The 23606-nt window shown below is 67.7% G+C and carries 25 protein-coding genes; 12 read left to right on the top strand and 13 right to left on the bottom strand.

The window, feature by feature from the left end; all coding sequences use genetic code 11:
• Positions 1-22: 22 nt before the first annotated feature.
• Positions 23-946: a transcriptional regulator GcvA gene (locus tag BMZ21_RS21800; protein WP_091839340.1), complete on the top strand. Its 924-nt coding sequence runs from the start codon at positions 23-25 to the stop codon at positions 944-946.
• Between the two features lie 8 nt (positions 947-954).
• Here BMZ21_RS21800 and BMZ21_RS21795 read toward each other — a convergent pair whose 3' ends face one another.
• Positions 955-1857 carry a LysR family transcriptional regulator gene (locus tag BMZ21_RS21795; protein WP_091839489.1) on the bottom strand — a complete coding sequence of 301 codons (903 nt, stop codon included), beginning with the start codon at positions 1855-1857 and terminating at the stop codon, positions 955-957.
• A 98-nt stretch (positions 1858-1955) separates the two neighbouring features.
• Here BMZ21_RS21795 and BMZ21_RS21790 point away from each other — a divergent pair, with 98 nt between their 5' ends.
• On the top strand, positions 1956-2579 hold the full coding sequence (locus BMZ21_RS21790; RefSeq protein ID WP_091839336.1) for a glutathione S-transferase family protein: 624 nt from the start codon (positions 1956-1958) through the stop codon (positions 2577-2579).
• Positions 2580-2583: 4 nt separating this feature from the next.
• Positions 2584-3495 carry a pyridoxamine 5'-phosphate oxidase family protein gene (locus BMZ21_RS21785; protein ID WP_091839333.1) on the top strand — a complete coding sequence of 304 codons (912 nt, stop codon included), beginning with the start codon at positions 2584-2586 and terminating at the stop codon, positions 3493-3495.
• A gap of 215 nt (positions 3496-3710) precedes the next feature.
• Here the strand turns inward: BMZ21_RS21785 and BMZ21_RS21780 are convergent, their stop codons facing one another.
• The 6 genes from BMZ21_RS21780 to BMZ21_RS21755 all read right to left on the bottom strand — a co-directional run bounded on the left by BMZ21_RS21780 (position 3711) and on the right by BMZ21_RS21755 (position 8966).
• Positions 3711-4070, bottom strand: coding sequence for a tRNA-binding protein (locus tag BMZ21_RS21780; RefSeq protein WP_091839330.1), 360 nt, complete (start codon positions 4068-4070; stop codon positions 3711-3713).
• Entirely contained in the window at positions 4067-6043 is a 1977-nt protein-coding gene (locus BMZ21_RS21775; RefSeq protein WP_091839327.1) for a methyl-accepting chemotaxis protein, read from the bottom strand. The genes BMZ21_RS21780 and BMZ21_RS21775 overlap by 4 nt, the downstream gene beginning before the upstream one ends.
• 112 nt (positions 6044-6155) lie before the next feature.
• On the bottom strand, positions 6156-6884 hold the full coding sequence (locus BMZ21_RS21770) for a TetR family transcriptional regulator (protein ID WP_091839324.1): 729 nt from the start codon (positions 6882-6884) through the stop codon (positions 6156-6158).
• A gap of 69 nt (positions 6885-6953) precedes the next feature.
• Entirely contained in the window at positions 6954-7769 is an 816-nt protein-coding gene (proC, locus tag BMZ21_RS21765; RefSeq protein ID WP_091839320.1) for a pyrroline-5-carboxylate reductase, read from the bottom strand.
• 82 nt (positions 7770-7851) lie between these two features.
• Positions 7852-8358 (bottom strand): type III secretion system chaperone family protein, encoded by a 507-nt coding sequence (locus tag BMZ21_RS21760; RefSeq protein WP_091839316.1) that lies wholly within the window; start codon positions 8356-8358, stop codon positions 7852-7854.
• 353 nt (positions 8359-8711) lie between these two features.
• Positions 8712-8966: an accessory factor UbiK family protein gene (locus BMZ21_RS21755; RefSeq protein ID WP_091839313.1), complete on the bottom strand. Its 255-nt coding sequence runs from the start codon at positions 8964-8966 to the stop codon at positions 8712-8714.
• Positions 8967-9163: 197 nt separating this feature from the next.
• Here BMZ21_RS21755 and BMZ21_RS21750 point away from each other — a divergent pair, with 197 nt between their 5' ends.
• The 7 genes from BMZ21_RS21750 to pth all read left to right on the top strand — a co-directional run bounded on the left by BMZ21_RS21750 (position 9164) and on the right by pth (position 15853).
• The gene (locus tag BMZ21_RS21750; RefSeq protein ID WP_091839310.1) at positions 9164-9709 is read left to right on the top strand and encodes a hypothetical protein; all 546 of its coding nucleotides are present in this window, start codon (positions 9164-9166) and stop codon (positions 9707-9709) included.
• 310 nt (positions 9710-10019) lie between these two features.
• Positions 10020-10964 (top strand): ribose-phosphate pyrophosphokinase, encoded by a 945-nt coding sequence (locus BMZ21_RS21745; protein WP_091839305.1) that lies wholly within the window; start codon positions 10020-10022, stop codon positions 10962-10964.
• A 191-nt stretch (positions 10965-11155) separates the two neighbouring features.
• Positions 11156-11878, top strand: a complete 723-nt coding sequence (gene queC / locus BMZ21_RS21740; protein ID WP_091839302.1) for a 7-cyano-7-deazaguanine synthase QueC — start codon at positions 11156-11158, stop codon at positions 11876-11878.
• A 5-nt stretch (positions 11879-11883) separates the two neighbouring features.
• On the top strand, positions 11884-12447 hold the full coding sequence (locus tag BMZ21_RS21735; protein WP_091839486.1) for a VUT family protein: 564 nt from the start codon (positions 11884-11886) through the stop codon (positions 12445-12447).
• A gap of 92 nt (positions 12448-12539) precedes the next feature.
• Complete coding sequence (locus tag BMZ21_RS21730) at positions 12540-14396, top strand: putative bifunctional diguanylate cyclase/phosphodiesterase (RefSeq protein ID WP_167561703.1); 1857 nt, start codon at positions 12540-12542, stop codon at positions 14394-14396.
• Between the two features lie 142 nt (positions 14397-14538).
• On the top strand, positions 14539-15156 hold the full coding sequence (locus tag BMZ21_RS21725; RefSeq protein ID WP_091839295.1) for a 50S ribosomal protein L25/general stress protein Ctc: 618 nt from the start codon (positions 14539-14541) through the stop codon (positions 15154-15156).
• 85 nt (positions 15157-15241) lie between these two features.
• Complete coding sequence (gene pth, locus BMZ21_RS21720; RefSeq protein WP_091839291.1) at positions 15242-15853, top strand: aminoacyl-tRNA hydrolase; 612 nt, start codon at positions 15242-15244, stop codon at positions 15851-15853.
• A gap of 8 nt (positions 15854-15861) precedes the next feature.
• On the opposite strand, the gene BMZ21_RS21715 is transcribed toward pth, so the two are convergent.
• Positions 15862-16461 (bottom strand): hypothetical protein, encoded by a 600-nt coding sequence (locus BMZ21_RS21715; protein WP_091839287.1) that lies wholly within the window; start codon positions 16459-16461, stop codon positions 15862-15864.
• 198 nt (positions 16462-16659) lie between these two features.
• On the opposite strand from BMZ21_RS21715, the gene ychF reads away from it, so the two are divergent.
• Together ychF and BMZ21_RS21705 are read left to right on the top strand one after the other, a co-directional pair.
• Positions 16660-17757: a redox-regulated ATPase YchF gene (gene ychF / locus BMZ21_RS21710; RefSeq protein ID WP_091839282.1), complete on the top strand. Its 1098-nt coding sequence runs from the start codon at positions 16660-16662 to the stop codon at positions 17755-17757.
• A 130-nt stretch (positions 17758-17887) separates the two neighbouring features.
• Positions 17888-18901 carry a MaoC family dehydratase gene (locus BMZ21_RS21705; protein WP_091839279.1) on the top strand — a complete coding sequence of 338 codons (1014 nt, stop codon included), beginning with the start codon at positions 17888-17890 and terminating at the stop codon, positions 18899-18901.
• Between the two features lie 21 nt (positions 18902-18922).
• Here the strand turns inward: BMZ21_RS21705 and BMZ21_RS21700 are convergent, their stop codons facing one another.
• From BMZ21_RS21700 to BMZ21_RS21680, 5 genes are all read right to left on the bottom strand, one after another.
• Complete coding sequence (locus BMZ21_RS21700) at positions 18923-20236, bottom strand: GGDEF domain-containing protein (RefSeq protein WP_091839274.1); 1314 nt, start codon at positions 20234-20236, stop codon at positions 18923-18925.
• 53 nt (positions 20237-20289) lie between these two features.
• Entirely contained in the window at positions 20290-20934 is a 645-nt protein-coding gene (locus BMZ21_RS21695; protein WP_091839271.1) for a class II aldolase/adducin family protein, read from the bottom strand.
• Entirely contained in the window at positions 20931-22040 is a 1110-nt protein-coding gene (gene mtnA, locus BMZ21_RS21690; protein ID WP_091839266.1) for an S-methyl-5-thioribose-1-phosphate isomerase, read from the bottom strand. The genes BMZ21_RS21695 and mtnA overlap by 4 nt, the downstream gene beginning before the upstream one ends.
• A 4-nt stretch (positions 22041-22044) precedes the next feature.
• A complete protein-coding gene (locus tag BMZ21_RS21685) occupies positions 22045-22590 on the bottom strand; it encodes an adenine phosphoribosyltransferase (protein ID WP_091839483.1) in 546 nt (181 codons plus the stop codon).
• A gap of 69 nt (positions 22591-22659) precedes the next feature.
• Positions 22660-23541 (bottom strand): S-methyl-5'-thioadenosine phosphorylase, encoded by an 882-nt coding sequence (locus tag BMZ21_RS21680; RefSeq protein ID WP_091839262.1) that lies wholly within the window; start codon positions 23539-23541, stop codon positions 22660-22662.
• Positions 23542-23606: the final 65 nt, after the last annotated feature.

Raw genomic sequence — 23606 nt, 5'->3', positions numbered from 1 at the left:
CCAAGCAAAACTTGGCCGCCCAATGTCCCGCCGCCACCTGCCGCCCCTGACGTCGCTGCGCGCGTTCGAAGCCGCGTCACGGCACCTCAACTATGAGCGGGCGGGCGACGAGCTCGCCGTCACCGCCAGCGCGGTCGGCCAGCAGGTCAAGACCCTCGAGGCCTGGCTCCAGCGCCCGCTCTTCACCCGGCTGCCGAGCAAGGGCATCGCGCTGACGCCGCTCGGCCAGCGCTATGCGACGTCGATCTCGCAGATACTCGATCAGCTCGACGAGGCCACCGCGCGAGCCTTGCGGCCCGACACCGCCAACATCCTCACGGTCAGCACCATGCCGAGTTTCGCGCTGAGCTGGCTGATACCGCGCCTCGGCGTGCTCAAGCAGCGCCACCCCGAGCTGGAGGTGCGCATCTCGGTATCGATGCATCTCACCGACTTCGCTCGCGAGGATGTCGACATCGCAATTCGCTATGGCGAAGGCGCTTATACCGGGCTGCATTCCGAGCTGCTGATGACGGAGACTTTCTTCCCCGTCTGCAATGCGGCCCTGCTCGACGATCCCGACCGGCCGCTCCGCGAACCATCGGATCTGCGCCACCACACCCTGCTGCACGAGCTTGCCGAAGGCATCCCGAAATATGTGACCTGGCCGCAATGGCTCGCCTATGCCGGCGTCGACGATATCGACGCCTCGCACGGCCCCCGCTTCTCACATACCTTCCTTGCCCTGCAGGCTGCTTCTTCCGGCCAGGGCATCGCGCTCGCAACCAGCGCCCTGATCGGCGACTATCTCGAAGCCGGCCGCTTGGTGCGCCCCTTCCCGCAGCAATTGCCCGGCGCTTACCAGTACTATGTCGTGTGCCCCGAGGCCGTGGCAGAGCGGCCTGCGATCGCGGCCTTCCGCCGCTGGATCCATGAGGAGGCGGCCCAGCATGCGACGCTGCGCTGAGCCTGAGCTCAGCTCCCGGGCCTGATCACCGGAAGCTGCTGCAGCCTTGCCGCGGCGAAATCGAGGAAGGCTCGGACCTTGGGCTGGAGGTGCTGCCCGCTCGGCACGACGAGCTGCACCGGCGAGGCAGGAGGCTCCCATCCGCGCATGACCCGCACGAGTGTGCCGGCCGCGATATCGGGCGCGGCCTGATAGGATAGCGCCCGCGCCAGACCGCGGCCGGAGCGCGCCGCGATCAGCACCGCTTCGATCTCGTTGACGATCAGGCGCGGCGTGACCTGCACTGTCGCGCTGCGCGCATCGCCGGCGAAGCGCCAGAGCATGCTCTGGCCGGCGGCGATGCTGACGATGGTGTCATGGCCGGCGAGGTCGGCCGGTCGATGCGGCGTGCCGCGGCGCTCCAGATAGGCCGGCGCCGCGACCAGCACGCGTCTGACCTCGCCGACCTTGCGGGCGACCAGCCGCGAGCTCGGCAGCGCGCCGATGCGGACTGCCAGATGCAGCCCCTCCTCGATCAGGTCGAGATTGCGGTCGGCCAGCACCAGTTCGATCTGGATCTCCGGATGCAGGTCGAGGAACTCGGCGACCACCGGCGTGACGTGGCGCCGGCCGAAGGCGGTCGGCGCCGTGATCCGGATCAGGCCGCGCATCGGTGCCCCCGTCACGCCCGAGAGCGAGGCCTCATACTCCGCGAGGATGTTGCGGGCCGCGGCGGCCAGCTCCCGTCCCGCCTCGGTCGCCATCAATTGCCGCGTCGTGCGCGCGATCAGCCTGACGCCGGCCCGCTCCTCCAGCGCCGCCAGCGCCCGCGTCACCGCAGGACGCGAACGCCTGAGCTGGCGCGCCGCGCCGGCGAGGCTGCCGGTGTCAATGATCGCGACGAAGATGGCGAGCTCGTCGAGCCGATCCATGATCATTCCATCATTCGAAATTCTGATTTGCCAACCTATCAGCTATCGACGCCAAGTTGAAACAATCAGATTGGCGCCAGCACCACAGCGAGGCCCTGATGACCCAAGCCAAGATCACGCTGCACGGCACTGCCCTCTCCGGCCATACCCACCGTGTCGAATTGCTGCTGCGCGCGCTCGGGCTGGACTTCGATGTCGTCCCGGCACCGGCTGACGTCCGTCGCAGCGATGCTTTCCGCAAGCTCAACCCGTTCGGCCAGATCCCGGTGCTGCAGGACGGCGACCTCACCTTGGCCGACAGCAACGCCATCCTGGTGTATCTGGCCAGGCGCTACGCGCCGGAGAGCGACTGGCTTCCGCAGGAGCCGGTTGCAGCGGCGCAGGTGCAGCGCTGGCTTTCGATTGCCGCCGGCGAGGTCATGCACGGCCCGGCGGTCGCCCGGCTGATCGCGCAGTTCAAATACGACGACGATCCGGTCAGGGCCGAGCGCGTCGCATCCCGGTTGCTGGCGTTCATGGAAGAACATCTCAAGGGTCGCAGCTTCCTCGCCGCCGAGCATCCGACGCTTGCTGACCTCGCCTGCTATTCCTATGTCGCGCACGCCCCGGAGGGCGGCATCCCGCTCGATCCCTATCCGGCGGTGCAGGCCTGGCTCAGGCGCGTCGAGGCCCTGCCCTTTTTCAAGCCGATCCCGCCCTCGCCCATTCCAGTGAAGGCCTGAGACGATGGACGCCTCGCCTTTCCATGACGGCGAACTGGAGGCGCAGGCGCTCGCCGGCGAGAGTTCGCGCGGAACCGGCATCCGCGACTTTATGCCGGACCAGCATCGCGACTTCTTCGCGCTGCTGCCCTATCTCTTCGCGGCGGGGCGCGATGCTCAGGGCAAGCCGATCGCGACGATCCTCACCGGCCCGGAAGGCTTCGTCACCAGCCCGACGCCGAACGAACTCGCGATCGCCGCCCTGCCCGCTTCGGGCGATCCGGCCGATGCCACGCTGAGTGTGGGCGCATCGGTCGGCCTCCTCGGGCTCGATCTGCGCACCCGCCGGCGCAACCGCGCCAATGGCGTCATCAGCGAGCGCGACGGCAACGGCCTGAGAATCGCGGTGAGCCAGAGTTTCGGCAATTGCGCCAAATACATCCAGCTCCGGCAGCACGAGCCCGTATCAGCGTCTGCTCCCGCAGTCGAAGAACTCGGCGGCCTCGATCCGGCAGCCAGCGCCCTGATGACGGAGGCGGATACGCTCTTCATCGCCAGCGGCTCGGAAACCGGGCTCGACATCTCGCATCGCGGCGGCAGGCCGGGTTTCGTCCGGATCGAGGGCGAACGGCTGGCGATCCCGGACTTCGCCGGCAACAGCTATTTCAATACCTTCGGCAATCTGCTGCGCGAGCCGGCGACATCGCTGCTCTTCATCGATTTCGCCAAGGGCGACGTGTTGCAGCTGCAAGGCACGGCGAAGATCATCTGGACCGGACCGGAACTGGCCGGCATCGACGGCGCCGAGCGCCTGCTGAAGGTCGAGGTCACGCGGGCCTGGCGGCGCAAGGCCACCCTGCCTTTGCGCTGGAGCGAGCCGGAACCTGCGCCGACCACGCTCGCGACGGGAAGCTGGCGGCAGGATCAAGCCGCCTGAGCCAGTAACGGGCTTCTACCTGCTTCACTAAAGAAGGCGCGGTCGTCCCGGGCGGAGCGCAGCGTAGACCCGGGACCCATTCCGGAACCTCAATCGGAAAGGCTCAGGAATGGATCCCGGATCGGCGCCGCTGCGCGGCTTGTCCGGGATGACACTACGGGAGATGTCGAGGCCGCCCTCTTCGGGGCAATCGCTCGCAAAGGCGTTAGTCCTAATCAGTACAAGCGCCCGCCGGCGGGCACCTCGAGCGATGGGCCGATCAGCACGACCTCGCCATCGCCATCCGGCACGCCCAGGGTCAGCACCTCCGACATGAACTTGCCGATCTGGCGCGGCGGGAAGTTGACCACCGCCAGCACCTGCCGGCCCGTGAGGTCCTCGGGCCGGTAGTGCCTGGTTATCTGCGCCGACGACTTCTTGCGGCCGATCCTGCCGCCGAAGTCGATCACCAGCTTGATTGCGGGCTTGCGCGCTTCGGGGAAGGGAGCGGCTTCGACGATGGTGCCGACGCGGATGTCGACCTTGAGGAAATCGTCGAAGCCGATCTCAGCGGCGATCTCGCTAGGCGTACTCAAAATTCCTCCCAGCCGCGATCGCCGCCATTGGCGACCTTGCGCGCGGCGCTGCCATGGTTCGAGGCAGGCGCGGCCGCCATGGCGCGCGCCGGGCGCGGCGCAGGCGCCGCAGCCTGCGCCATCTTGCCCGCCATCGCCTTCAAGGCAACCACGTCGCCGCCGAGCCTGAAGCGCCCGACCAGCGCGGCGAGCCTGTCGGCTTCCTGGGCCAGGGCCTGCGAGGCGGCGGTCGACTGCTCGGCCATGGCGGCGTTCTGCTGCGTCGCCTGGTCCATCTCGTTGACTGCGGTGTTGACCTCCTGCAGCCCCGTCGCCTGCTCCTGCGCGGCCGAGGCGATCTCGGCGACCAGCGAGGTGGCGCGGGTGATCTCGCCCGACATCCGCTCCAGCGCCGTGCCGGTCTGGCCGACCAGCGCGACACCCTTCTCGACCTCGACGCTGGAGGCGGTGATCAGGCCCTTGATCTCCTTGGCCGCATCCGCCGAGCGCTGCGCCAGCGCCCGCACTTCGGAAGCGACCACCGCAAAGCCCTTGCCGGCATCGCCGGCGCGCGCCGCCTCGACCGAGGCGTTGAGCGCCAAGAGATTGGTCTGGAAGGCGATCTCGTCGATGACGCCGACGATCTGCGAGATCTCCTCGGAGGATTTCTCGATGCCGCTCATGGCGGCGACGGCTTCGCGCACGATCTGGCCGGACTGCTCGGCCTCGCCCTTGACCTGGGTGGTGGCGTGGCTCGCCTGGCGCGCGCCCTCGGCGGTCTGCCGCACGGTCGCGGTCAGCTGGTCGAGCGCCGTCGCGGTCTCCTCGACGGAGGAAGCCTGCTGCTCGGTGCGGCTGGCGAGGTCGTCCGCCGCCTGGCTGATCTCGCCGGCGCCCGCCTTCATGCTCTCGGTATTGGTCGCGATCTGACGCATCGTCTCTTCGAGATGCGCCATCGCCGCGTTGAAGTCGTTCTTGAGCTTGGCGTATTCGGCGCTGAAGGAAACCTCGATCCGGTAGGTCAGGTCGCCCTCGGTCAAACGCTCCAGACCGGCGCCGAGCGCGTCGACGACAACCGCCTGCTTCTTCGCCTCCTCGCCGCGCTGCGCCTCATTGAGGCTCCGCTGCGTATCGGCTGCGCGGCGCTGTTCGCCGGCATCGGCTTCGGCCTGCGCCTTCTCGGCCTCGACCTGTTGCTTCGTCAGCGCCGCGTCGCGGAAGACGACGAGGGCGCGCGCCATGCTGCCGACCTCGTCCTGGCGCTCCTGATAGGCGATCGGCGCCTTGAGATCGCCGGCGGCCAGCGTGCTCATATTGCCGGATACCGTGCGCAGCATCCCCGAGGCGCGGCGGCTCAGGAAGACGACGAGGCCGAGCAGCAGCAGCGCCAGCGGCACCAGGACGACCGCGACATCCTTGATCAGGCCGTAGAACGAGGCTTCGACGGCGTGGACATGCATGCCGGTGCCGATCGACCACTGCCACTTCGGCACGCCGACGACATAGGAGATTTTCGGCGTCGGCTCCTTGTCGCCCAGCTTCACCCACATGTAGTCGACGAAGCCCGCCCCCTTGTTCCGCGCCGTGTCCGTCAGTTCCTTGACGAAGAACTTGCCGGTCGGGTCCTTGAGCGGCGACATGTCGGTGCCGACCAGCTTCGGATTGGCGTGGGCGACGTTGAAGCCGTCATAGCGGATGACGAAGAAGTAGTTGCCGTCGTCGAAGCGGGCGTTGGCGATCGCGTCGAGCGCGAGCTTCTGGGCGTCGGCGTCCTTGAGTTCGCCCTTCTCCACCTTCGCCACATAGGCATTCACCGTGGAGGCGGCGGCCTCGACCGCGTTCCTCACCTCGGACCGCTTGAGATCGAGCATATCGATCCGGGCCTGATTGAGCGTCACCGCGACGCTCGCAACCGTGACGACGGCGGCCAGGATGGCGACCAGCCCGAACGAACGGCTGATCGACAGCCCGGTAAGCTTCTTCAACGCAGACATGTCGCCCCTCGCGAACGTGATTCTTCACATTCGCCACAGGTGGCTAATGGCTGCTTAACGCTGTCACTTTTTTGCCACAATCACCGGTTGCCGAACACAACCGAAGATTGCATCAGATGGCCGCCGCGTAGTCGTCGCCTTCCTCGTTGCGCATACGCTCGCGCCGCGGTGTGCGCCGCACGCCCGAGCAGAGCGAGCGGGCGAGCCCACGCAGCGGCGCCGTCAGCCGGTGGACGTCCTCGACGCGCGCCATGATCTGCCCGGCTGTCTTCAGCTCGCGGTCGAGCTTGGCCATGGTGCGCGACAGCTCCGGCTCGTCGTCTTCCAGCCAGGTGTCGAGTACGCGCGCCATCAGCAGCGTCGCGCCACGGACACGGACGGAGCCGAGATCGTCCTCGGTGGGGATGCCGGCCGAGGCCAGCAGATAGCGCCAGGAGTTTAGCGAATTGCGCCCGAGTGCGGCGAGCGCCAGCGGCTGGCGGCGCAGATGCGGCATCAGCGCCTTGAGCCCGGCCTTGTAGGGCGCGAGCGCATCGAGCCGGCGCATCACCAGATCGAAGACGCGCTCCCTATAGGATTCCTCCATGAGATCGTCGGAGCTGCCGGCCAGCACCGCATCGTCGAGGATGCGGCCGAGGCCGCCGAGGATGGCGAACTTGGAGGGGAAGAGCCCGCGGAGCTCGGCGAGGCTGATACCGGCCTCGCGGGCGATCGCCGGCAATTCGATCTCATCCCAACCTTGCGCCGCCGCCAGGCGGAACAGGGCATCAACCACGGCACGGCGCGGGTCAGGCTTCGCAGCCGGCTTATCGGCCTCGGGGGAAACGGGTTTGCGCGCCATCGACGTCTCTCCTGTCGCGAGCTGATGCGAGAGAAGCTAAGGCGTGAGATGGGCGGTTGAAAGGCCGCGTCAGCCGGAAAGCTCCTCGGCGCGGCGTTTGGCGGCAGCGACGGCGCGTCGCATCAGCGGTGCGAGGCCGTTGTCGGCCATCAGCACTTCGAGCGCGGCCGCGGTCGTGCCCCCCGGCGAGGTCACGTTCTGGCGCAAGGTCGCCGGCGGCAGCGGCGACTGGAACAGCATTTCGCCGGCGCCCTCGACCGTCGCCCGCGCCAGACGCTCGGCGATCTCGGCCGGCAGGCCTGCCGCGACACCGGCAGCCGCGAGGCATTCGACCATGTTGAAGACATAGGCCGGCCCCGAGCCCGAGACGGCGGTGACAGCGTCGATCAACCCCTCGTCGCCGAGCCATTCGACCTTGCCGACGCCGGCGAGCAGTGCATCGGCCAATTGCCGCTGCGCCTCGCTGACGCCTTTGCCCGCAGCAGCGGCCGTGACCCCGCGCCGGACCGAAGCCGGCAGGTTCGGCATGGCGCGCACGATCGCGTTCGCATTCGGCAGGCGGGCCGAGAGATCGCCGAGCGTCTTGCCGGCGAGGATCGAGATCAGCAGCGTCTTCGGGGCGATCAGCGCCTGCACGGCCGGGGCGGCCGTGTCGAGCATTTGCGGCTTGGTCGCCAGGACCACGACCTCGGCAGGCGCCGGCGCGGCAGGGTTGACGCTCATGCCATGGGTGGCGGCGAGCGTCTGCATCTCCTCGGAGATATGCGGGTCGAGCAGCGTGATCCCCGCGCCGTTCACGCCTATGCTGAGCCAGCCCTCCAGCATGGCACCACCCATCTTGCCGGCTCCGACAAGGGTGAGGGTCTGCGGAAGCGGGCTGGCCATGGCGTGTCTCCGGTCGATGCGCGGTTGCGCATGGACCTGAACCGCCAAGCAAGGTTCCGGTCAAGCCCGGACCAGCTGGCTTTCACGCCTCGCCGACCGTCTCCAGCAGCGCGCCCTCGAGCGCCTCGCGAGCGTTCTTGCCGGCCCAGACGACGAACTGGAAGGCCTGGTAGTAGCGCTCGCAGGCGTCGATCGCCGCCTTGATCAGGCCCGCGGCCTGTTCCTCGGTCGGCTCGGCCCCGCCCGAGAGCAGCAGCGCATGGCGGTACATCACCACATTCTCGCGGCTCCACAGGTCGAAATGCCCGAGCCAGAGCTGCTCGTTGACCAGGCTGACGAGGGTCATCACCTCGTTGCGGCGCCGGTCCGGCACCCGAAGGTCGAAGGCACAGGCGATGTGCAGCGACTCGACTTCCCCGAGCCAGGTGATCGCGACATGGTAGTCGGCCCAGCCACCGGTAACGGAAACCGAGAGTTCGTCATCGCTGTCGCGATCGAAGCTCCAGTCGTTCAGTGCGGCGAGGCGTTCGACAAGATCGAGCGGGTTGGAGGGGCGTTCGGTTTCAGCGTCCAGATCAAGGTCCATCATGCCCAGGGTCCAACAGCCGGCGCTGGCCCTGACGGCAGGCGCGGCCTGTTCAAGAACGGGAACACGGCGACTGGAAAAGCGTAAGGCACGCAACCCGACCAGAAGATCACTGATATGATCTTCGCTTCATCGGCGGGCTCTCAAGTAGAGCCTACCGACGAATCACCTCTCTTCATCGACGATAGCTCAGGCGAGTCAGGAGCCCTAACAGAACCTGCGCGGTTCTGATCGAGCCCATCGGCACCCGGTACGCGACGCAAGCTCTGCGGATTCGACGCCGGTCTCAATCCCTTAGCGGGACTGTCCACAACGCGAAGCTGTTGGCTGGCCGCTGGCCAAACTTGACAGAGGCGTTACTTCGACTCGGCCTTGGCCTCGAGCGCCACCAGCCGGGCTGCGAGCTTGTCGTTCTCCTCACGCGCCAGCAGCGCCATCTCGCGCACCGCCTCGAATTCCTCGCGTGTCACCACGTCGAGATCGCGCAGCAGCCGCTCGATCTGGGTCTTGACCACGGTCTCGACCTCGCGGCGCACGCCCTGCGCCGCGCCGGCGGCATCGGTCGCCAGCCGGGCGATGTCGTCGAGGATACGGTTGGACGTGCTGACCATCGGAGCTCTCCGGCAGGCGCTCCATGCGCCCTCCCGGGAGATATGGCGAAGGAGCGCCGGGAGCGCAATCGCCGCGGCCCAACCGGCCCGGCGGGGCCCTCGCCTGGCCCTGTCTGGACCTTGGGGATCGTTGCGCCTAAAACGGTCTCCGCAGGGAAGACCAGCAATCCAAGCCCGAACAAAGGGCGGGAGGCGTCATGTCGGTACGTTTTAACGGCCTCGTTCTGGGGCCGCTCGCCGCGCTTGCGCTAGCGGGCTGCCAGGAAACCACCACCGCGACCGCGCCGCGGCCGCGTGTCGATGCGCCGGGTGTTCCGGTCTCGGTTCAGAGCATCTCGGGCGCGCCCGACCAGGTGACGGCGCACTTCGCCGGCCTGCTCGGCGAAGCTGCGGCCGAGCGCAAGATGGAGATCGTCCCCGGCGACAAGCCGGCCCGTTTCCGGGTTCGCGGCTATCTCACGGCCCAGCCCACCGAGGACGGCCAGACCGCGCTTGCCTTCGTCTGGGACGTCTATGACGAGAGCAAGAAGCGCGCCCAGCGCGTCCAGGGCGAGAGCCTCGGCCGCCGCGCCGGCGGCGGCGACCCCTGGGCCGGCATCGACCAGACCATCGTCGCCAAGGCCGCGTCCGAATCGGCCGACGCGATCGCAGGCTTCCTGACGACCGCGCCGGTCCCGGAAGCGAAGCCGGACGCGAAGAGCAAGACCCGCACCGCTCAGGCGGATGCGGAGAAGAAGCGCTAGCAGCTCGGAGCCATCCGGAAGCCCTCTCCCGGAACGGGGGAGGGTTTGGGAGGAGAAAGAGCCGACGCTCATCGACCGTAGCGCCACCGCTCTCCCCCGTTTTAGGGAAAGGGGACCTGACGCGCTTCCGAAGCACGCCCCTTCGGCCTTCCGTGAAACGTGCGCCGCGCCTCATTGCAGTGCAGCATTTGCATGGGGATGTCGCACCTCTTTGGTCGACTCGGCGTCATCACACTGTTATGAGCCCTTCGAAACTGGACCGCCCCCGTTCGGACGGCTCACCTTTATCTGCGTTTCGGGTGCACCCGGCATGGCCTCCTCCTTCAAAGTCGTCGCCGGCAATTCCAATCGCCCGCTCGCCGAAGCCATCTGCGGCCATCTCGACGTCCCGCTCGCCCGGGCCCAGGTTCGGCGCTTCGCAGACATGGAAATCTTCGTCGAGATCCAGGAGAACGTTCGCGGCCAGGATGTCTTCATCATCCAGTCGACCTCGTTCCCGACCAATGACCACCTGATGGAGCTGCTGATCATCACCGACGCGCTGCGCCGCTCCTCGGCCAGGCGCATCACGGCGGTGATCCCCTATTTCGGCTATGCGCGGCAGGACCGGCGCGCGTCGGGCCGCACTCCGATCTCGGCCAAGCTCGTCGCCAACCTGATCGCCCATGCCGGCGTCGACCGCGTGCTGACGCTCGACCTGCATGCCGGCCAGATCCAGGGCTTTTTCGACATCCCGACCGACAACCTGTTCGGCGCACCGCTGATGGCGCGCGACATCAAGGACCGGCTCGAGTGGAAGAACGCCATGGTCGTCTCGCCCGACGTCGGCGGCGTGGTGCGCGCGCGGGCGCTGGCCAAGCGCATCGACGCGCCACTCGCCATCGTCGACAAGCGCCGCGACCGGCCGGGCGAGTCCGAGGTGATGAACATCATCGGCACGGTCGAGGGCCGCTCCTGCATCCTGCTCGACGACATCGTCGATTCCGGCGGCACGCTGGTGAACGCGGCCGAGGCTCTGCTCGCCCAGGGCGCCCGCGAGGTCTACGCCTACATCACCCATGGCGTGCTCTCCGGCGGGGCTGTGGCGCGCATCGCTTCCTCCAAGCTCAAGGAGCTGGTGATCACCGATTCGATCCTGCCGACCGAAGCGGTGAAGGTGGCGCGCAATATCCGCGTCATCTCCATCGCCGGGCTGATGGGCGAGGCGATCGAGCGTACCGCAAGCGAGTCGAGCGTCTCCAGCCTGTTCGATTGAGGGAGCTGCCGGCAGGCTGCCTCTCTCCAACGTTTCACTGACCCTTGCGGGTCATCCCGGACCCAGCAAAGCCGAAATCCGGGACCCATTCCGGAGCTTTTCCGAATAAGGCTCCGGAATGGATGCCGGGTCTCCCTCCGGTCGCCCGGCATGACTCGCGGACTTGGATGCAGAATGAGAAAGGACCGGCCATGACCTCGCGTGCCCTCGTCCTCTTCTCAGGTGGTCAGGATTCCACTGTCGCCCTGGCCTGGGCGCTGGAGCGATTCGCTGCCGTCGAGACCGTCGGTTTCGACTACGGCCAGCGCCATCGCGTGGAATTGGAGTGCCGCGAGACGATCAGGGCAAGGCTGCCCGGCCTCGCGCCGGCCTACGCCGACCGGCTCGGGCCGGACCATCTACTCGACCTGAAGACGCTGGGCGCGATCTCCGACACCGCGCTGACCAGCGAGAGCGAGATCGCCTTCGCAGAGACCGGTCTGCCGACCACCTTCGTTCCCGGCCGGAACCTGATCTTCCTGAGCTTCGCCGCGGCGCTGGCCTACCGCCGCGATTGCAAGCACATCGTGCTCGGCGTCTGCGAGACCGATTATTCCGGCTATCCCGACTGCCGCGACGACACGATCAAGGCGATGCAGGTCGCGCTCGCACTCGGGCTCGACCGAAGGCTCGTGCTGCATACGCCGCTGATGTGGCGCGACAAGGCACAGACCTTCGCCCTGGCGAAGGAGCTTGGCGGCGAGCCCTTGCTCGAACTGGTGGTCGAGGACACGCATAGCTGCTATCTCGGCGACCGCAGCAAGCGCCATCCTTGGGGTTATGGCTGCGGCCATTGCCCGGCATGCGACTTGCGAGCCAGAGGCTTTGCGGCTTATGAGGCCGCGCCGGACGACAGTGGACCCAGAGGCTGTTAGTGACCATGACGATTGATCGGCAGCGCCAGATCGAGGGCTACGTCGCCCTCGCCCTTTTCACCCTGACCATCCCGCTCGCCAACTGGATGATCGGAAACGTCGGCACCGTCTGCGTGCCCGACGGGCCCTGCCTCGTGCCCGTCGCGCCCGGCATCAAGGCGCCGAGCGGCGTGCTGATGATCGGGCTCGCGCTCGTGCTGCGCGACATCGTCCAGCGGCGCCTCGGCCCGTTCGCCGGCCTCGGCGCGATCGCGATCGGCACGCTGATCTCCGGCGTGCTGGCGCCGCCGGCCATCGTGCTGGCTTCGACCACGGCGTTCCTGCTCTCCGAGCTCGCCGATTTTACGGTCTATACGCCGCTGCAGCGCCGCCATTTCGTCGCGGCCGTCGCGGCCTCCAGCGTGCTCGGCCTCGTCGTCGACAGCCTGGTCTTCCTCTGGCTCGCCTTCGGCAGCCTGGACTTCCTGACCGGCCAGATCATCGGCAAGGCCTGGATGGTCCTGCTGGCGTTGCCGCTGATGCATCTGCTGCGCCGGCGCGACGAGCGGATCGGGCTCTCTGCCGCCTGAGGTTCGAAAAACCGACAATTCGACCTAACCGGGAAACGGCGATTTCATGCCCGTGCGGCATGATGGCTCCTCCCGTTCCGCCGAGTGTCCCGATGCGCCGTCACGATTCCGTCGAGCGTCTGCAATCCCTGCAAAACGCCATCCTGGAATCGATCGCACGCGGTGAGGAACTGGCGGCGATCATGGCCACGCTGTGCAAGCGGGTCGAAGCGCTCGCTCCCGGCGTCGTCTGCTCGGTCGTCACCATCGACGACGATTTCCAGCTGCGGCCGCTCGCAGCGCCGAGCCTGCCGCGATCCTATGGCGAAGCGATCAACGGCATCCCGATTGGCCCTCGCGTCGGCTCCTGCGGCACCGCGATCTACCGCAAGAGCCCGGTCGAGGTGACCGACATCGCCAATGACCCGCTCTGGGAGGGCTATCGCGGGCTCGTGCTGCCGCTCGGTCTGCGGGCCTGCTGGTCGAGCCCGATCGCCGCTCGCGACGGGCGCGTCGTCGGCAGCTTCGCCTTCTATTATCGCGAGCCACGCGGTGCGACACCGTTCGAGCGCCGGATCGTCGAGACCTGCGTGCATCTCTGCGCCATCGCGATCGAGCATGAGGAGGTGAACGCCCGCAATCACCGCCTCGCCTATTTCGACACGTTGACCGGCCTGCCGAACCGGGCCCGCTTCAACGAGGCGATCGCCCAGGCGACACGGCAGCCCTCATCGCGCTTCGGCCTTATCCTGATCGACATCGACCACCTCAAGGCGGTCAACGACACGATGGGCCACCCCGTCGGCGATCGGCTGATCGAGGTCGTCGGCGCCCGCCTCGCCAGCGTGGCACCGAAGGGAACCGCCTTCAGGATCGGCGGCGACGAGTTCGCCGTGCTGGTGCCCGGCTGCGACAAGGCCGGGCAGCTGCGCGGCGTTGCTGGTGCCATACTCGCCGCAATGCATCTGCCGATCGATTGCGAGGGGACGAGTATCGTCCCGAGCGTCACCATCGGCGGCGCCATCGCCGGGGAAGACGGTGCCGATAGCGTCACCTTGCGCCAGAATGCCGATTTCGCGCTCTACCACGCCAAGGAGACGCGGCGCGGCGGTTATGTCCGCTTCAAGGGCGGCCTGCGGACCTCGATGACCCGCCGCATCCAGACGATCCGCAGCGTCGGCGACGCGCTCAGCGCCGGCCGCCTGATTCCCTACTACCAGCCGATCGTCCGGCTCGACACCGGCGAGGTCCGGGGCATGGAGGCGCTGGCGCGCTTGCGTCTCGACGACGGGCGCGTGGTGGCCGCCGGCGAGTTCCAGGACGCCCTTCTCGATCCGAAGCTCGCCCATCGCATCTCCAACCAGATGCTTCCCGCGATCGCCTGCGACATGGCGCATTGGCGGCGCGAGGGCCTGTCGATTCCCTTCGTCGGGCTCAACGTCACCTCCGCCGACTTCCAGAAGGGCGATCTCGTCCAGCGCATCGTCAGGGCGTTCGAACGGGCGCAGGTACCGCTCGAGCACCTCGTCGTCGAGATCACCGAGCAGGTGATCATGGGCGGCCGCCGAGACGGCGTCGCGCGGACCATGGAAGCCCTGCGCGAACGCGGCATCCTCGTCGCGCTCGACGATTTCGGCACCGGCTTCGCCTCGCTCACCCACCTGCTCGATTTTCCGGTCGACACGATCAAGATCGACAAGTCCTTCGTCGCCGGCATCGAGGGTGGAACCAGGAACAGCGCCATCGTCGAGGCGCTGATCGGCGTCGCCAGCCGGCTCGGCATGCGGATCGTGGCCGAGGGCATCGAGACCGACGGCCAGGCCCGGCGCCTGGCCGGAATGGGCTGCTGCCTCGGCCAGGGCTATCATTATTCGCGGCCGATGCCGGCCGAGGCGGTCTCCGCCTTCGTCGGCAGTTTCAGCCGCGCGCTGTCGAACTCGCCGGCGCGCCCGTCGGCCAGCGCGGCCTGAAATCCGGCTCCGGACTTGAGATTGTCCCCGGTTTCGCCTATGAGCCTGCCTGCGCCCCACTGACACCCTTGGAGGCAGGGGCGCAAACCGCAATGGCCGCCGGCAGGCGGCCATGTCTTTTGAAGAACTAAGGATCAGACACATGACCGCCGTGAAGCAGATTCAGGCTTCGGCGCGCGCCCAGGTCGGCAAGGGGGCCGCCCGGGCAGTTCGTCGCCAGGGCCTCACTCCCGCCGTGATCTATGGTGCGGGCGAAGCCCCCGTCGCCATCGCGCTCGATGCCAACAAGACCCGCCAGATGATCTATGCTGGTCACTTCCTGACCACGCTGTTCGAGATCGACGTCGCCGGCAAGAAGACGCGCGCCATTCCGCGCGACTACCAGCTCGACCCGGTCAAGGACTTCCCGATCCACGTCGACTTCCTGCGCGTCGCCGCCGGCCAGACCATCAAGGTCGAGGTTCCGCTGCACGTCGTCGGCCAGGAGCAGTCGCCGGGCCTGAAGAACGGCGGCGCCCTCCAGATCGTCGCGCACTCGCTCGAGATCGAAGTCGCTCCCGAGAGCATCCCCGAGTTCATCGAGGTCTCGGTCGCCGGGCTCGAAGTCGGTGATACGCTGCACATCGACGCGCTGAAGCTGCCGGCCGGCGTCAGCCTGACCTCGACCAAGGATCTGACCCTGGTCACGATCATCCCGCCGACGGTCGAGGACGAAGAGCCCGTCGCCGCCGAGGGCGAAGCCGAAGCCGCCAAGGCCTGAGCCTGGCGCCTCCTTCGGGACTATGCTTGCGGACGGCCGGGCATGCCCGGCCGTTTTGCTATGACAACCGGTGCGGAACCGAACGATGCTGATCTTCGCCGGCCTCGGCAATCCCGGCCAACGCTATGCCCGCAACCGCCACAACATCGGCTTCATGGCGGTCGCGGCGATCGCCCGCGCCTGCAACGCCTCGCCCTGGCGCGCCCGCTTCCAGGCTTACGCCTGCGAAGCGACGATCGGCGGCGAGAAGGCTCTGCTGCTGCTGCCGCAGACCTATATGAACGAGTCCGGCCGCGCGATCGGCGAAGCCGCGCGCTTCTTCAAGGTCGCTCCCGCCGACGTCGTCGTCTTCCATGACGAGCTGGACCTTCCTCCTGCCAAGCTGCGGGTGAAGCTCGGCGGCGGCAATGCCGGCCATAACGGCCTGCGCTCGACAACGGCCGCGATCGGCAACGACTATCGCAGGGTGCGGATGGGCATCGGCCATCCCGGCGACAAGGCGCTGGTCCATGCCTACGTGCTCAATGATTTCGGCAAGGCCGAGGAGCCCTGGGTCGAGGACCTCTGCACGGCCTGCGCCGACAATGCAGCCCTGCTCGCCGCCCATGACGATGCCGGCTTCCAGAACAAGGTCCACCTCTTCATGGACGCGCGCGGCCATGGCGCAGTGAAGCGCCTCGGCGAGAAGTCCGAATAAGGCTCTCCTCAGAGCGGCAGCTGAGCGCCTGCCTTGGCGATCGTCACCCGGTTGCTCGACAGGCTGCCATCGGCTTGCCGGCTCGCCGTCAGCACCACCTGCGCGCCCGCCACGAGATCGGCAGCCTCCGCCGGCGCGGCCATGATGATGTTGGCCTCGGGTGTGATCGCGATCGTCTGCTCGCCGCCCGGATAGGTCAGCGTGACGCTGCCGCCGTCGACCCGCGAGACCGTTTCGGCCACTGTCGCGTTCGTCATCGTCGCCTCTGGCAGCACGGCCCAGGGCCGGTGCCCCTCGCCCGTGCCGCGCATCGCCTCGGGGAAGATGAAGACCTGCACGGCCGACAGCCCGCCCCCGGGCAACATGCGGGCGCCGACGCCGATGAAGCTGCCCTTCTTGATGTCGGCTATCCCGGCCTTCACCACCGCGCCGACCGAATAGTTCGAGGCAAGAGCGACCGCCGTCGTGCCTTCCTGCGTCTTGACGGTGAGCGACTGGCCGTCGAGCCGCTCGACCGTACCGCGTATGCGGGTCTGCGGCGTCTGCGCCTGCACGCCGGCGGAGAAGAGTGTAACGAGGCCGATCAGGGCGAGCGAGGCAAGGCGCATGGGGCAGCTCCGGCAGCCGGTCTTTGTCCGTCGCGCCCACTCGTGCGCGCTCGGCAAAGGCGCCGCCATGCACGTTCGCGTGAGCCGCGCCGCAACCCGCCATCTTGTCTTTTGCTGCTCTGCACCCAATAAGGCCCGGGAGAACCGAGATACGTTTCCGCGGCGACGAAATCCGCCGCGATGCACTGGACGGGCACCATGGGCTTCAAATGCGGTATCGTCGGCCTGCCGAATGTCGGCAAGTCGACCCTCTTCAACGCGCTGACGCAGACGGCGGCGGCGCAGGCGGCGAACTATCCCTTCTGCACCATCGAGCCGAATGTCGGCGACGTCGCCGTGCCCGACGAGCGGCTGGAGAAGCTCGCCGCGATCGCCGGCTCGAAGGAGATCATCCCGACCCGGCTGACCTTCGTCGACATCGCCGGGCTCGTGCGCGGCGCCTCCAAGGGCGAAGGCCTCGGCAATCAGTTCCTCGCCAATATCCGTGAATGCGACGCCATCGCCCATGTCGTCCGCTGCTTCGAGGATGGCGACATCACCCATGTCGAGGGCAAGGTCTCGCCCGTCAACGATATCGAGATCATCGAGACCGAGCTGATGCTGGCCGATCTCGAAAGCCTCGAGAAGCGCGTCCTGCCGCTGGAGAAGAAGGCCAAGTCCGGCGACAAGGAAGCCAAGGAAGCAGCCGACCTGATGAACCGCTGCCTCGTGCTGCTGCGCGAGGGCAAGCCGGCCCGCCTGGTCCAGGTCGCGGCCGATGAGCGCAAGGCGTTCGAGATGCTCGGCCTGCTCTCGTCCAAGCCGGTGCTCTATGTCTGCAATGTCGAGGAAGCCAGCGCCGACAAGGGCAACGCCTTCTCCGAGCAGGTCAAGGCGCGCGCCGCCGAGGAAGGCGCGGTCGCCGTCGTCGTCTCCGCCAAGATCGAGAGCGAGATCGCGGTGCTGCCGGCCGCCGACCAGAAGGATTATCTCGAAGCCGTCGGCCTCGACGAGCCCGGCCTCAACCGCGTGATCCGTGCTGGCTACGCTCTGCTCAACCTCGTCACCTATTTCACCGTCGGGCCGAAGGAGGCCCGTGCCTGGACGATCGAGAACGGCACCAAGGGCCCCGCCGCCGCCGGCGTGATCCATACCGATTTCGAGAAGGGCTATATCCGCGCCGAGACCATCGCCTACCCGGATTACATCGCCAACAAGGGCGAGGCCGGCGCGCGCGAGGCCGGCAAGTTCCGCCTTGAAGGCAAGGAGTATGTCGTCGCCGACGGCGACGTGCTGCATTTCCGCTTCGCCAATTGAGCGCGCACCGCCGGAGCGGAAACCGCTCCGGCGCCATGTGCGGTGAGCATTCGGAGTTTGCGCGTTTTCCACTCGATCATCGGCGGGCTCCCGCGCAGGATGTGCGCCTGATCAACGAGATGGACTAGCGATGCTCTACTTCGAGGACTTCGTCCCGGGCTCGGTCAACGAGTACGGCTCGCTTCCCGTCTCGCAGGACGACATCCTCGCATTCGCGGAGCGTTTCGACGCGCAGGACTTCCACATCGATCCCGAGAAGGCGAAGGCGAGCTTCGTCGGCTCGCTGATCGGCTCGGGCTGGCACAGCTGCGCGCTGCTGATGCGGCTGGTGGCGGAAGCTTTTCTCCTCGATGCGACCTCGATGGGCTCGCCCGGCATCGAGGAGGTCAAATGGCTGCGCCCGGTCAAGCCCGGCGACGCGCTGCGCCTGCGCTGGACCGTCGCCGAGACCAAGGAATCGCGCTCGCGACCGGAGATGGGGCTGGTGAAGTTCCGTTTCGAGCTGCTCAACCAGCGCGGCGAGCCGGTGGTCGAGCAGACCAACTGGGTCATGTTCGGCCGCCGCGGCTCAGGCTTCGAGGCGGCACGCGGCGACTGGCTGGCACATCCCGCCAGCTATCAGGCACCGGAGCTGACCACTGCGGTCGCGCCACCCGCGCAGCCCACCGCCCCTCCCCGCTATTTCGACGAGCTCGTGATCGGCGACAGCTACGAACTCGGCAGCCTCGTCTTCACCCCGCAGGAGATCGTCGCCTTCGCCCGCTCCTTCGACCCGCAGCCTTTCCACATGGACGAAGAGGCGGCGAAGAAAAGCTCCTTCGGCAGCCTCTGCGCCTCCGGCTGGCATACGGCGGCAGGCTGGATGGCGGCGATGGTCAGCCACCGCCGCCGGCAGGAGGCCATGCTCGCGCCGGCCGCAGCCCCGCGGCTTGGCCCCTCGCCCGGCTTCAAGAACCTGCGCTGGCTGAAACCCGTCTATGCCGGCGACCGCATCACCTATCACTCGGCCGTCGCCGACAAGCGCCCGAGCGTCTCGCGCCCGGACTGGGGCCTGTTCTTCCACCACAACACCGGCGTCAACCAGAAGGGCGAGACGGTGCTGAGCTTCGACGGCTGCGTCTTCATCGAACGCAAGCCGGCCTGAGGCCCTCCGACTGACGCCCTTCTATCCGGCAATGCACCGGGGAACCGCTGGAGCCGGCGGGCTGGCCAGCTCGATGCGGTCGCGGCCGTTGCGCTTGGCGGCGTAGAGCGCCTCGTCGGCATTGGCGTGTAGGCTGGTGCCGTCCAGCGGCCCCCTCCCGGCGCACAGACCGATCGAGACGGTCACGCCGGTCAATTCGTCATGAAGCAGACGCCAGGGCACGCGCCGCAGGGCGCGGCGGATGGTCGTCGCCACCTCCTTCGCAGCCTCGATCGACGCGTCGCCGAGCAGGACGCCGAATTCCTCGCCGCCGATCCGGGCGACCAGCGCCGAAGCCTGGGTGACCTGGGCCGCGATGACTTCGGCGATGGCCTTGAGGCAGGCGTCTCCGACGAGATGGCCGAAGCGATCATTGATCGTCTTGAAGTGGTCGACGTCGATCATCATCAGCGCCAGCGGCTCCGGCCGGGCGGCAGCATCGGCGAGGCGGGTGACGAAGCGGCGGCGATTGGCGAGGCCGGTCAGGCCGTCGGTTTCCGCCAGCTCCGCCAGCGCCGCATTGGCCCGGCGCAGCGCCTCCTGCGCTTCCAGCAGTTCCATTTGCTGGCGCTTGGCGACGGTGATGTCGGCATGGGTGAAGAAGCTGACGCCGCCCTTGCCATGCCGCGCGATCAGCCGGAGCCAACGCTGGCCCGGCAACTCGATCTCGAAGGGCACGCCGTCATAGCGCAGACCGTTGCTGATCGCCGCGCGCCAGGCGCCCATGGGCGAGGCGCCGCGCCAGCACCAGGCGATGATCTCGTCCAGCGAGCGGCCGACCACAGGGGTGCCGCTCGGCAGGTCGTAGAGCCGCCGGAAGGCGTTGTTGGTCGCGATCACCCGCTGCTTCGCATCGAGGATGGTGGCGCCGTCGGGGATGAAGCGAAGCGCGTCAATGACCGGCAACACCAGTTCGGGGGCCGCCTCGGAAGGCGTCTCGACATCGAGCGTCTGCCAGAGCCGCACGCGGCCGCCATCCGGAGCCCGCAGCGAGGAGGCGCGCAGCTTGCGGCCGTTGTGGATGAACTCGAAGGGCTGTGTCTGGTTCTCGTGGCGGGTCACGCCTTCGGCGACATGCCGCGCGATCTCCGGCATCTCCTCGGGCGAGAGACGGAGCCGATAGAAGCGCTGAAGATTGTCGGCATAAGGCTCGCCGACATAGATCTCGCCCACGTCCTCGGGGAATATCTGCAGGAAGGTCTGGTTCCAGCACAGCGCCCGCATCTCGCCATCGTATTCGCAAACGCCGATACCGAGGGCGTCAAGCGAGTCGAGCAGATAGCGCGAGAGCTTCATCCGGCCCCCTATAGCGCAGAGCCGTTAACAACCGGTGAGATCGGCCCTTAAGATCAGCCGACCTTGCCGTAACCTGCGAACTTCGCCGAGACGCGCTCCATCTCCGCCGCATCGAGGATGACTGGCTCGAGTCCCGAGGCGAGCAGGTCGAGATACTGCCCGGCGAGGTTCTCGACCTCGGCGACGATGGTGTGCGCCCCCGCCAGGCTCGCGCCCAGCGCGATCACGCCGTGATTGGCGAGCAGCACCGCCTTGCGTCCCTCCAGCGCCCTGACCGCATTCTCCGCCAGTTCCGGCGAGCCGAAGGTGGCGTAGTCGGCGCAGCGGACGTCGGCGCCGCCGCAAAGCGCGATCATGTAATGGAAGGCAGGGATGCCGCGCCGCGCGCAGGACAGCGCCGTGGCGCGCGGCGAATGGGTGTGGACGATCGCCTGCGCATCAGGTCGCGCCTTGTAGATCGCGACATGGAACGGCCATTCCGATGACGGCTTTCGGCTGCCGCTCAGGACCGTCCCGTCGAGGGCGACGTGGATCAGGTCCTCCGGCTTGGTTCGCGCATAGGGCAGGCCCGACGGCGTGAGGAGGAATCCGTCGCCGAAGCGGGCGGAGACATTGCCGGATTTCGACGGGCAGAAGCCAGCCTTGTCGATCGCCTGCGCGACCGCGACGATGTCCTCGCGCAATGCCTGTTCGCTCATGCCGCTTGTCCCTGTGCGAGGTCCGGAAACAGCCGGGCCAGGCCCTCGGCACTCGCCGGCGCGATGCCACGCTCGGTGATCAGCCCGGTGACGAGCCGCGCCGGCGTCACGTCGAAAGCCGGGTTGCAGGCCGCGCTGCCCGGCGCCGCCACCTGGAAGAAGCCGGTGCGACCATCCTCAGCCTGTCCGAACAGGTGCGTGACCTCGCGCTGGCTGCGTTCCTCGATCGGAATCTCCCGCAGCCCGTCCTGCAGCGTCCAGTCGATCGTCGGTGAGGGCAGCGCCACATAGAACGGCACGCCGTTGTCCTTTGCCGCCAGTGCCTTGAGATAGGTGCCGATCTTGTTGGCGACGTCGCCGCTGGCGGTCGTCCGGTCGGTGCCGACGATCACCATGTCGACCTGCCCGTGCTGCATCAGATGGCCGCCGGCATTGTCGACGATCACCGCATGCGGCACGCCATGGCTGCCGAGCTCATAGGCTGTCAGCGCCGCGCCCTGGTTGCGCGGCCGGGTCTCGTCGACCCAGACATGGACCGGGATGCCGGCATCGTGAGCCAGATAGATCGGCGCCAGCGCCGTGCCCCAGTCGACGGTGGCGAGCCAGCCGGCATTGCAATGGGTCAGGATGTTGACCGGCTCGCCTGCCGGCTTTCTCGCCGCGATCTCGCGGATCACGCCGAGGCCATGCTCGCCGATGGCATGGCAGAGCGCGACATCCTCGTCGCAGATCGCCCCCGCCTCGGCATAGGCCGCAGCGACGCGCTCGGCTTGCGGCAGGCCGGTCAGGCGCCGGCGCATCCGCGCCAGTGCCCAGTTCAGGTTGACCGCCGTCGGCCGGGTCGCGCCGAGCAATGCAAGCGCCTGCTCCAGGGCCGCGTCGGAGGCATCGACGCGCAAAGCCAGCGCGACACCGTAGGCCGCGGTCGCACCGATGAGCGGGGCGCCCCGCACCGTCATGTGGCGGATCGCATGCGCGGCTTCTTCTGCGGTCGCCAGCCTCACCGTCTCGAAATGGAAGGGCAGCCGCGTCTGGTCGATGACGACAACGCCCCAGCCGTCCTCGTCGAGCCAGATGGTGCGGTAATGCCGCCCGTGGATCTTCATCGCCTCAATGCCCCGCGAAGGAGACCAGCGTGCGCACCGGCACGCCGAGCCGCCTGACCCTGTCGGCGCCGCCGAGGTCCGGCAGGTCGATGATGAAGCAGGCGGCGACGACCTCGGCCCCGAGCGAAGAGAGCAGCTTCACCGCCGCCTCGGCCGTGCCGCCGGTGGCGACGAGGTCGTCGACCAGCAGCACCCGCTCGCCGCGCGAAACCGCGTCCCTGTGTACCTCGATCTCGTCGTCGCCATATTCGAGCGAATACGGCATGCCGACCGTCTCATGCGGCAGCTTGCCCTTCTTGCGCACCGGGACGAAGCCGGCCGAGAGCTGGTGCGCCACGGCGCCGCCGAGGATGAAGCCGCGCGCTTCGATCCCGGCGATCTTGGCGATCTTCAGCCCGGCGAAAGGCTGCACCAGTTCGTCCACGGCACGACGGAAGGCACGGGCATCGCCGAGCAGGGTGGTGATGTCGCGGAACTGGATTCCCGGCGCCGGATAGTCGGGGATCGTCCGGATCGCATTCTTCAGATCGTCGAGCGCGCTGCGGTCCATGACAAAGTCCATCGGCTGGGGCGGCTCCTCTTAACCCGAGGTGGCCGGTCCGGGAAAGCCGGCGCAGTGTCAGCCCTGCGCCGTCAGCACGCGCCCGGCCACCGCGTCGAGCTTGGCCACGAGGTTGGGGTCGCGATGCTCTGGTGCCGTGACGATGGCGAAGTCCAGCGCATTGTGCGAGCCGGCCGGGCAGGCTTCGCGCTCGCGCGGGAAGTCGGCGGCGAGCCGCGCCACCAGCCGGCGGGCCTTGTCGGCATTGGCGTGCAGCACCGCGATCACGGAGGCGACGTCGACCGCTCCATGCTCCTCGTGCCAGCAATCATAGTCGGTCACCATCGCGACGGTGGCGTAGGTGATCTCGGCTTCGCGCGCGAGCTTGGCCTCCGGCATCGCCGTCATCCCGATCAGGTCGTAACCGAGGCCTTTGTAGGTCAGCGATTCCGCCAGCGTCGAGAATTGCGGGCCTTCCATGGTGACGAGCGTGCCGCCCTTGACGAACGGCAGGTCCTCCGCCGTCGCCGCAGCGGCGATCCGCCCCTGCAAGGCCGGGCCGACCGGATGCGCCACCGAGACATGGGCGACGCAACCCTTGCCGAAGAAGGAGCTGGCGCGACCTGCCGTGCGGTCGACGAACTGGTCGACCAGCACGAACAGGCCGGGATAGAGCTCGGCCTTGTAGGAGCCGCAGGCCGAGAGCGAGACGAGATCGGTCACCCCTGCCCGCTTCAGCACGTCGATATTGGCGCGGTAGTTGATCTCCGAGGGCGGGATCGCATGGCCGCGGCCATGGCGCGGCAGGAAGACGATTTTCGTCTCTCCCATCCGCCCGATCCGGAGCACGTCGGACGGCTCGCCCCAGGGGCTCTCGATCCGCTCTTCGCGCAGATCGGTCAGGCCCGGCAGGTCATAGATGCCGGACCCGCCGATGATGCCCAGAACCGCTTCAGCCATGCCTCAGCCTCCGATGATTGCCCGGATAAGGATCGAGATTCGTGACAGCCGTAATACGGCTGCGC

Source organism: Allobosea lupini (assembly GCF_900109525.1).
Classification (GTDB): Bacteria; Pseudomonadota; Alphaproteobacteria; order Rhizobiales; family Beijerinckiaceae; genus Allobosea; species Allobosea lupini.
The sequence above is the reverse complement of the archived record's forward strand: the minus strand, read 5'-3'. Positions and strand labels throughout refer to the sequence as shown.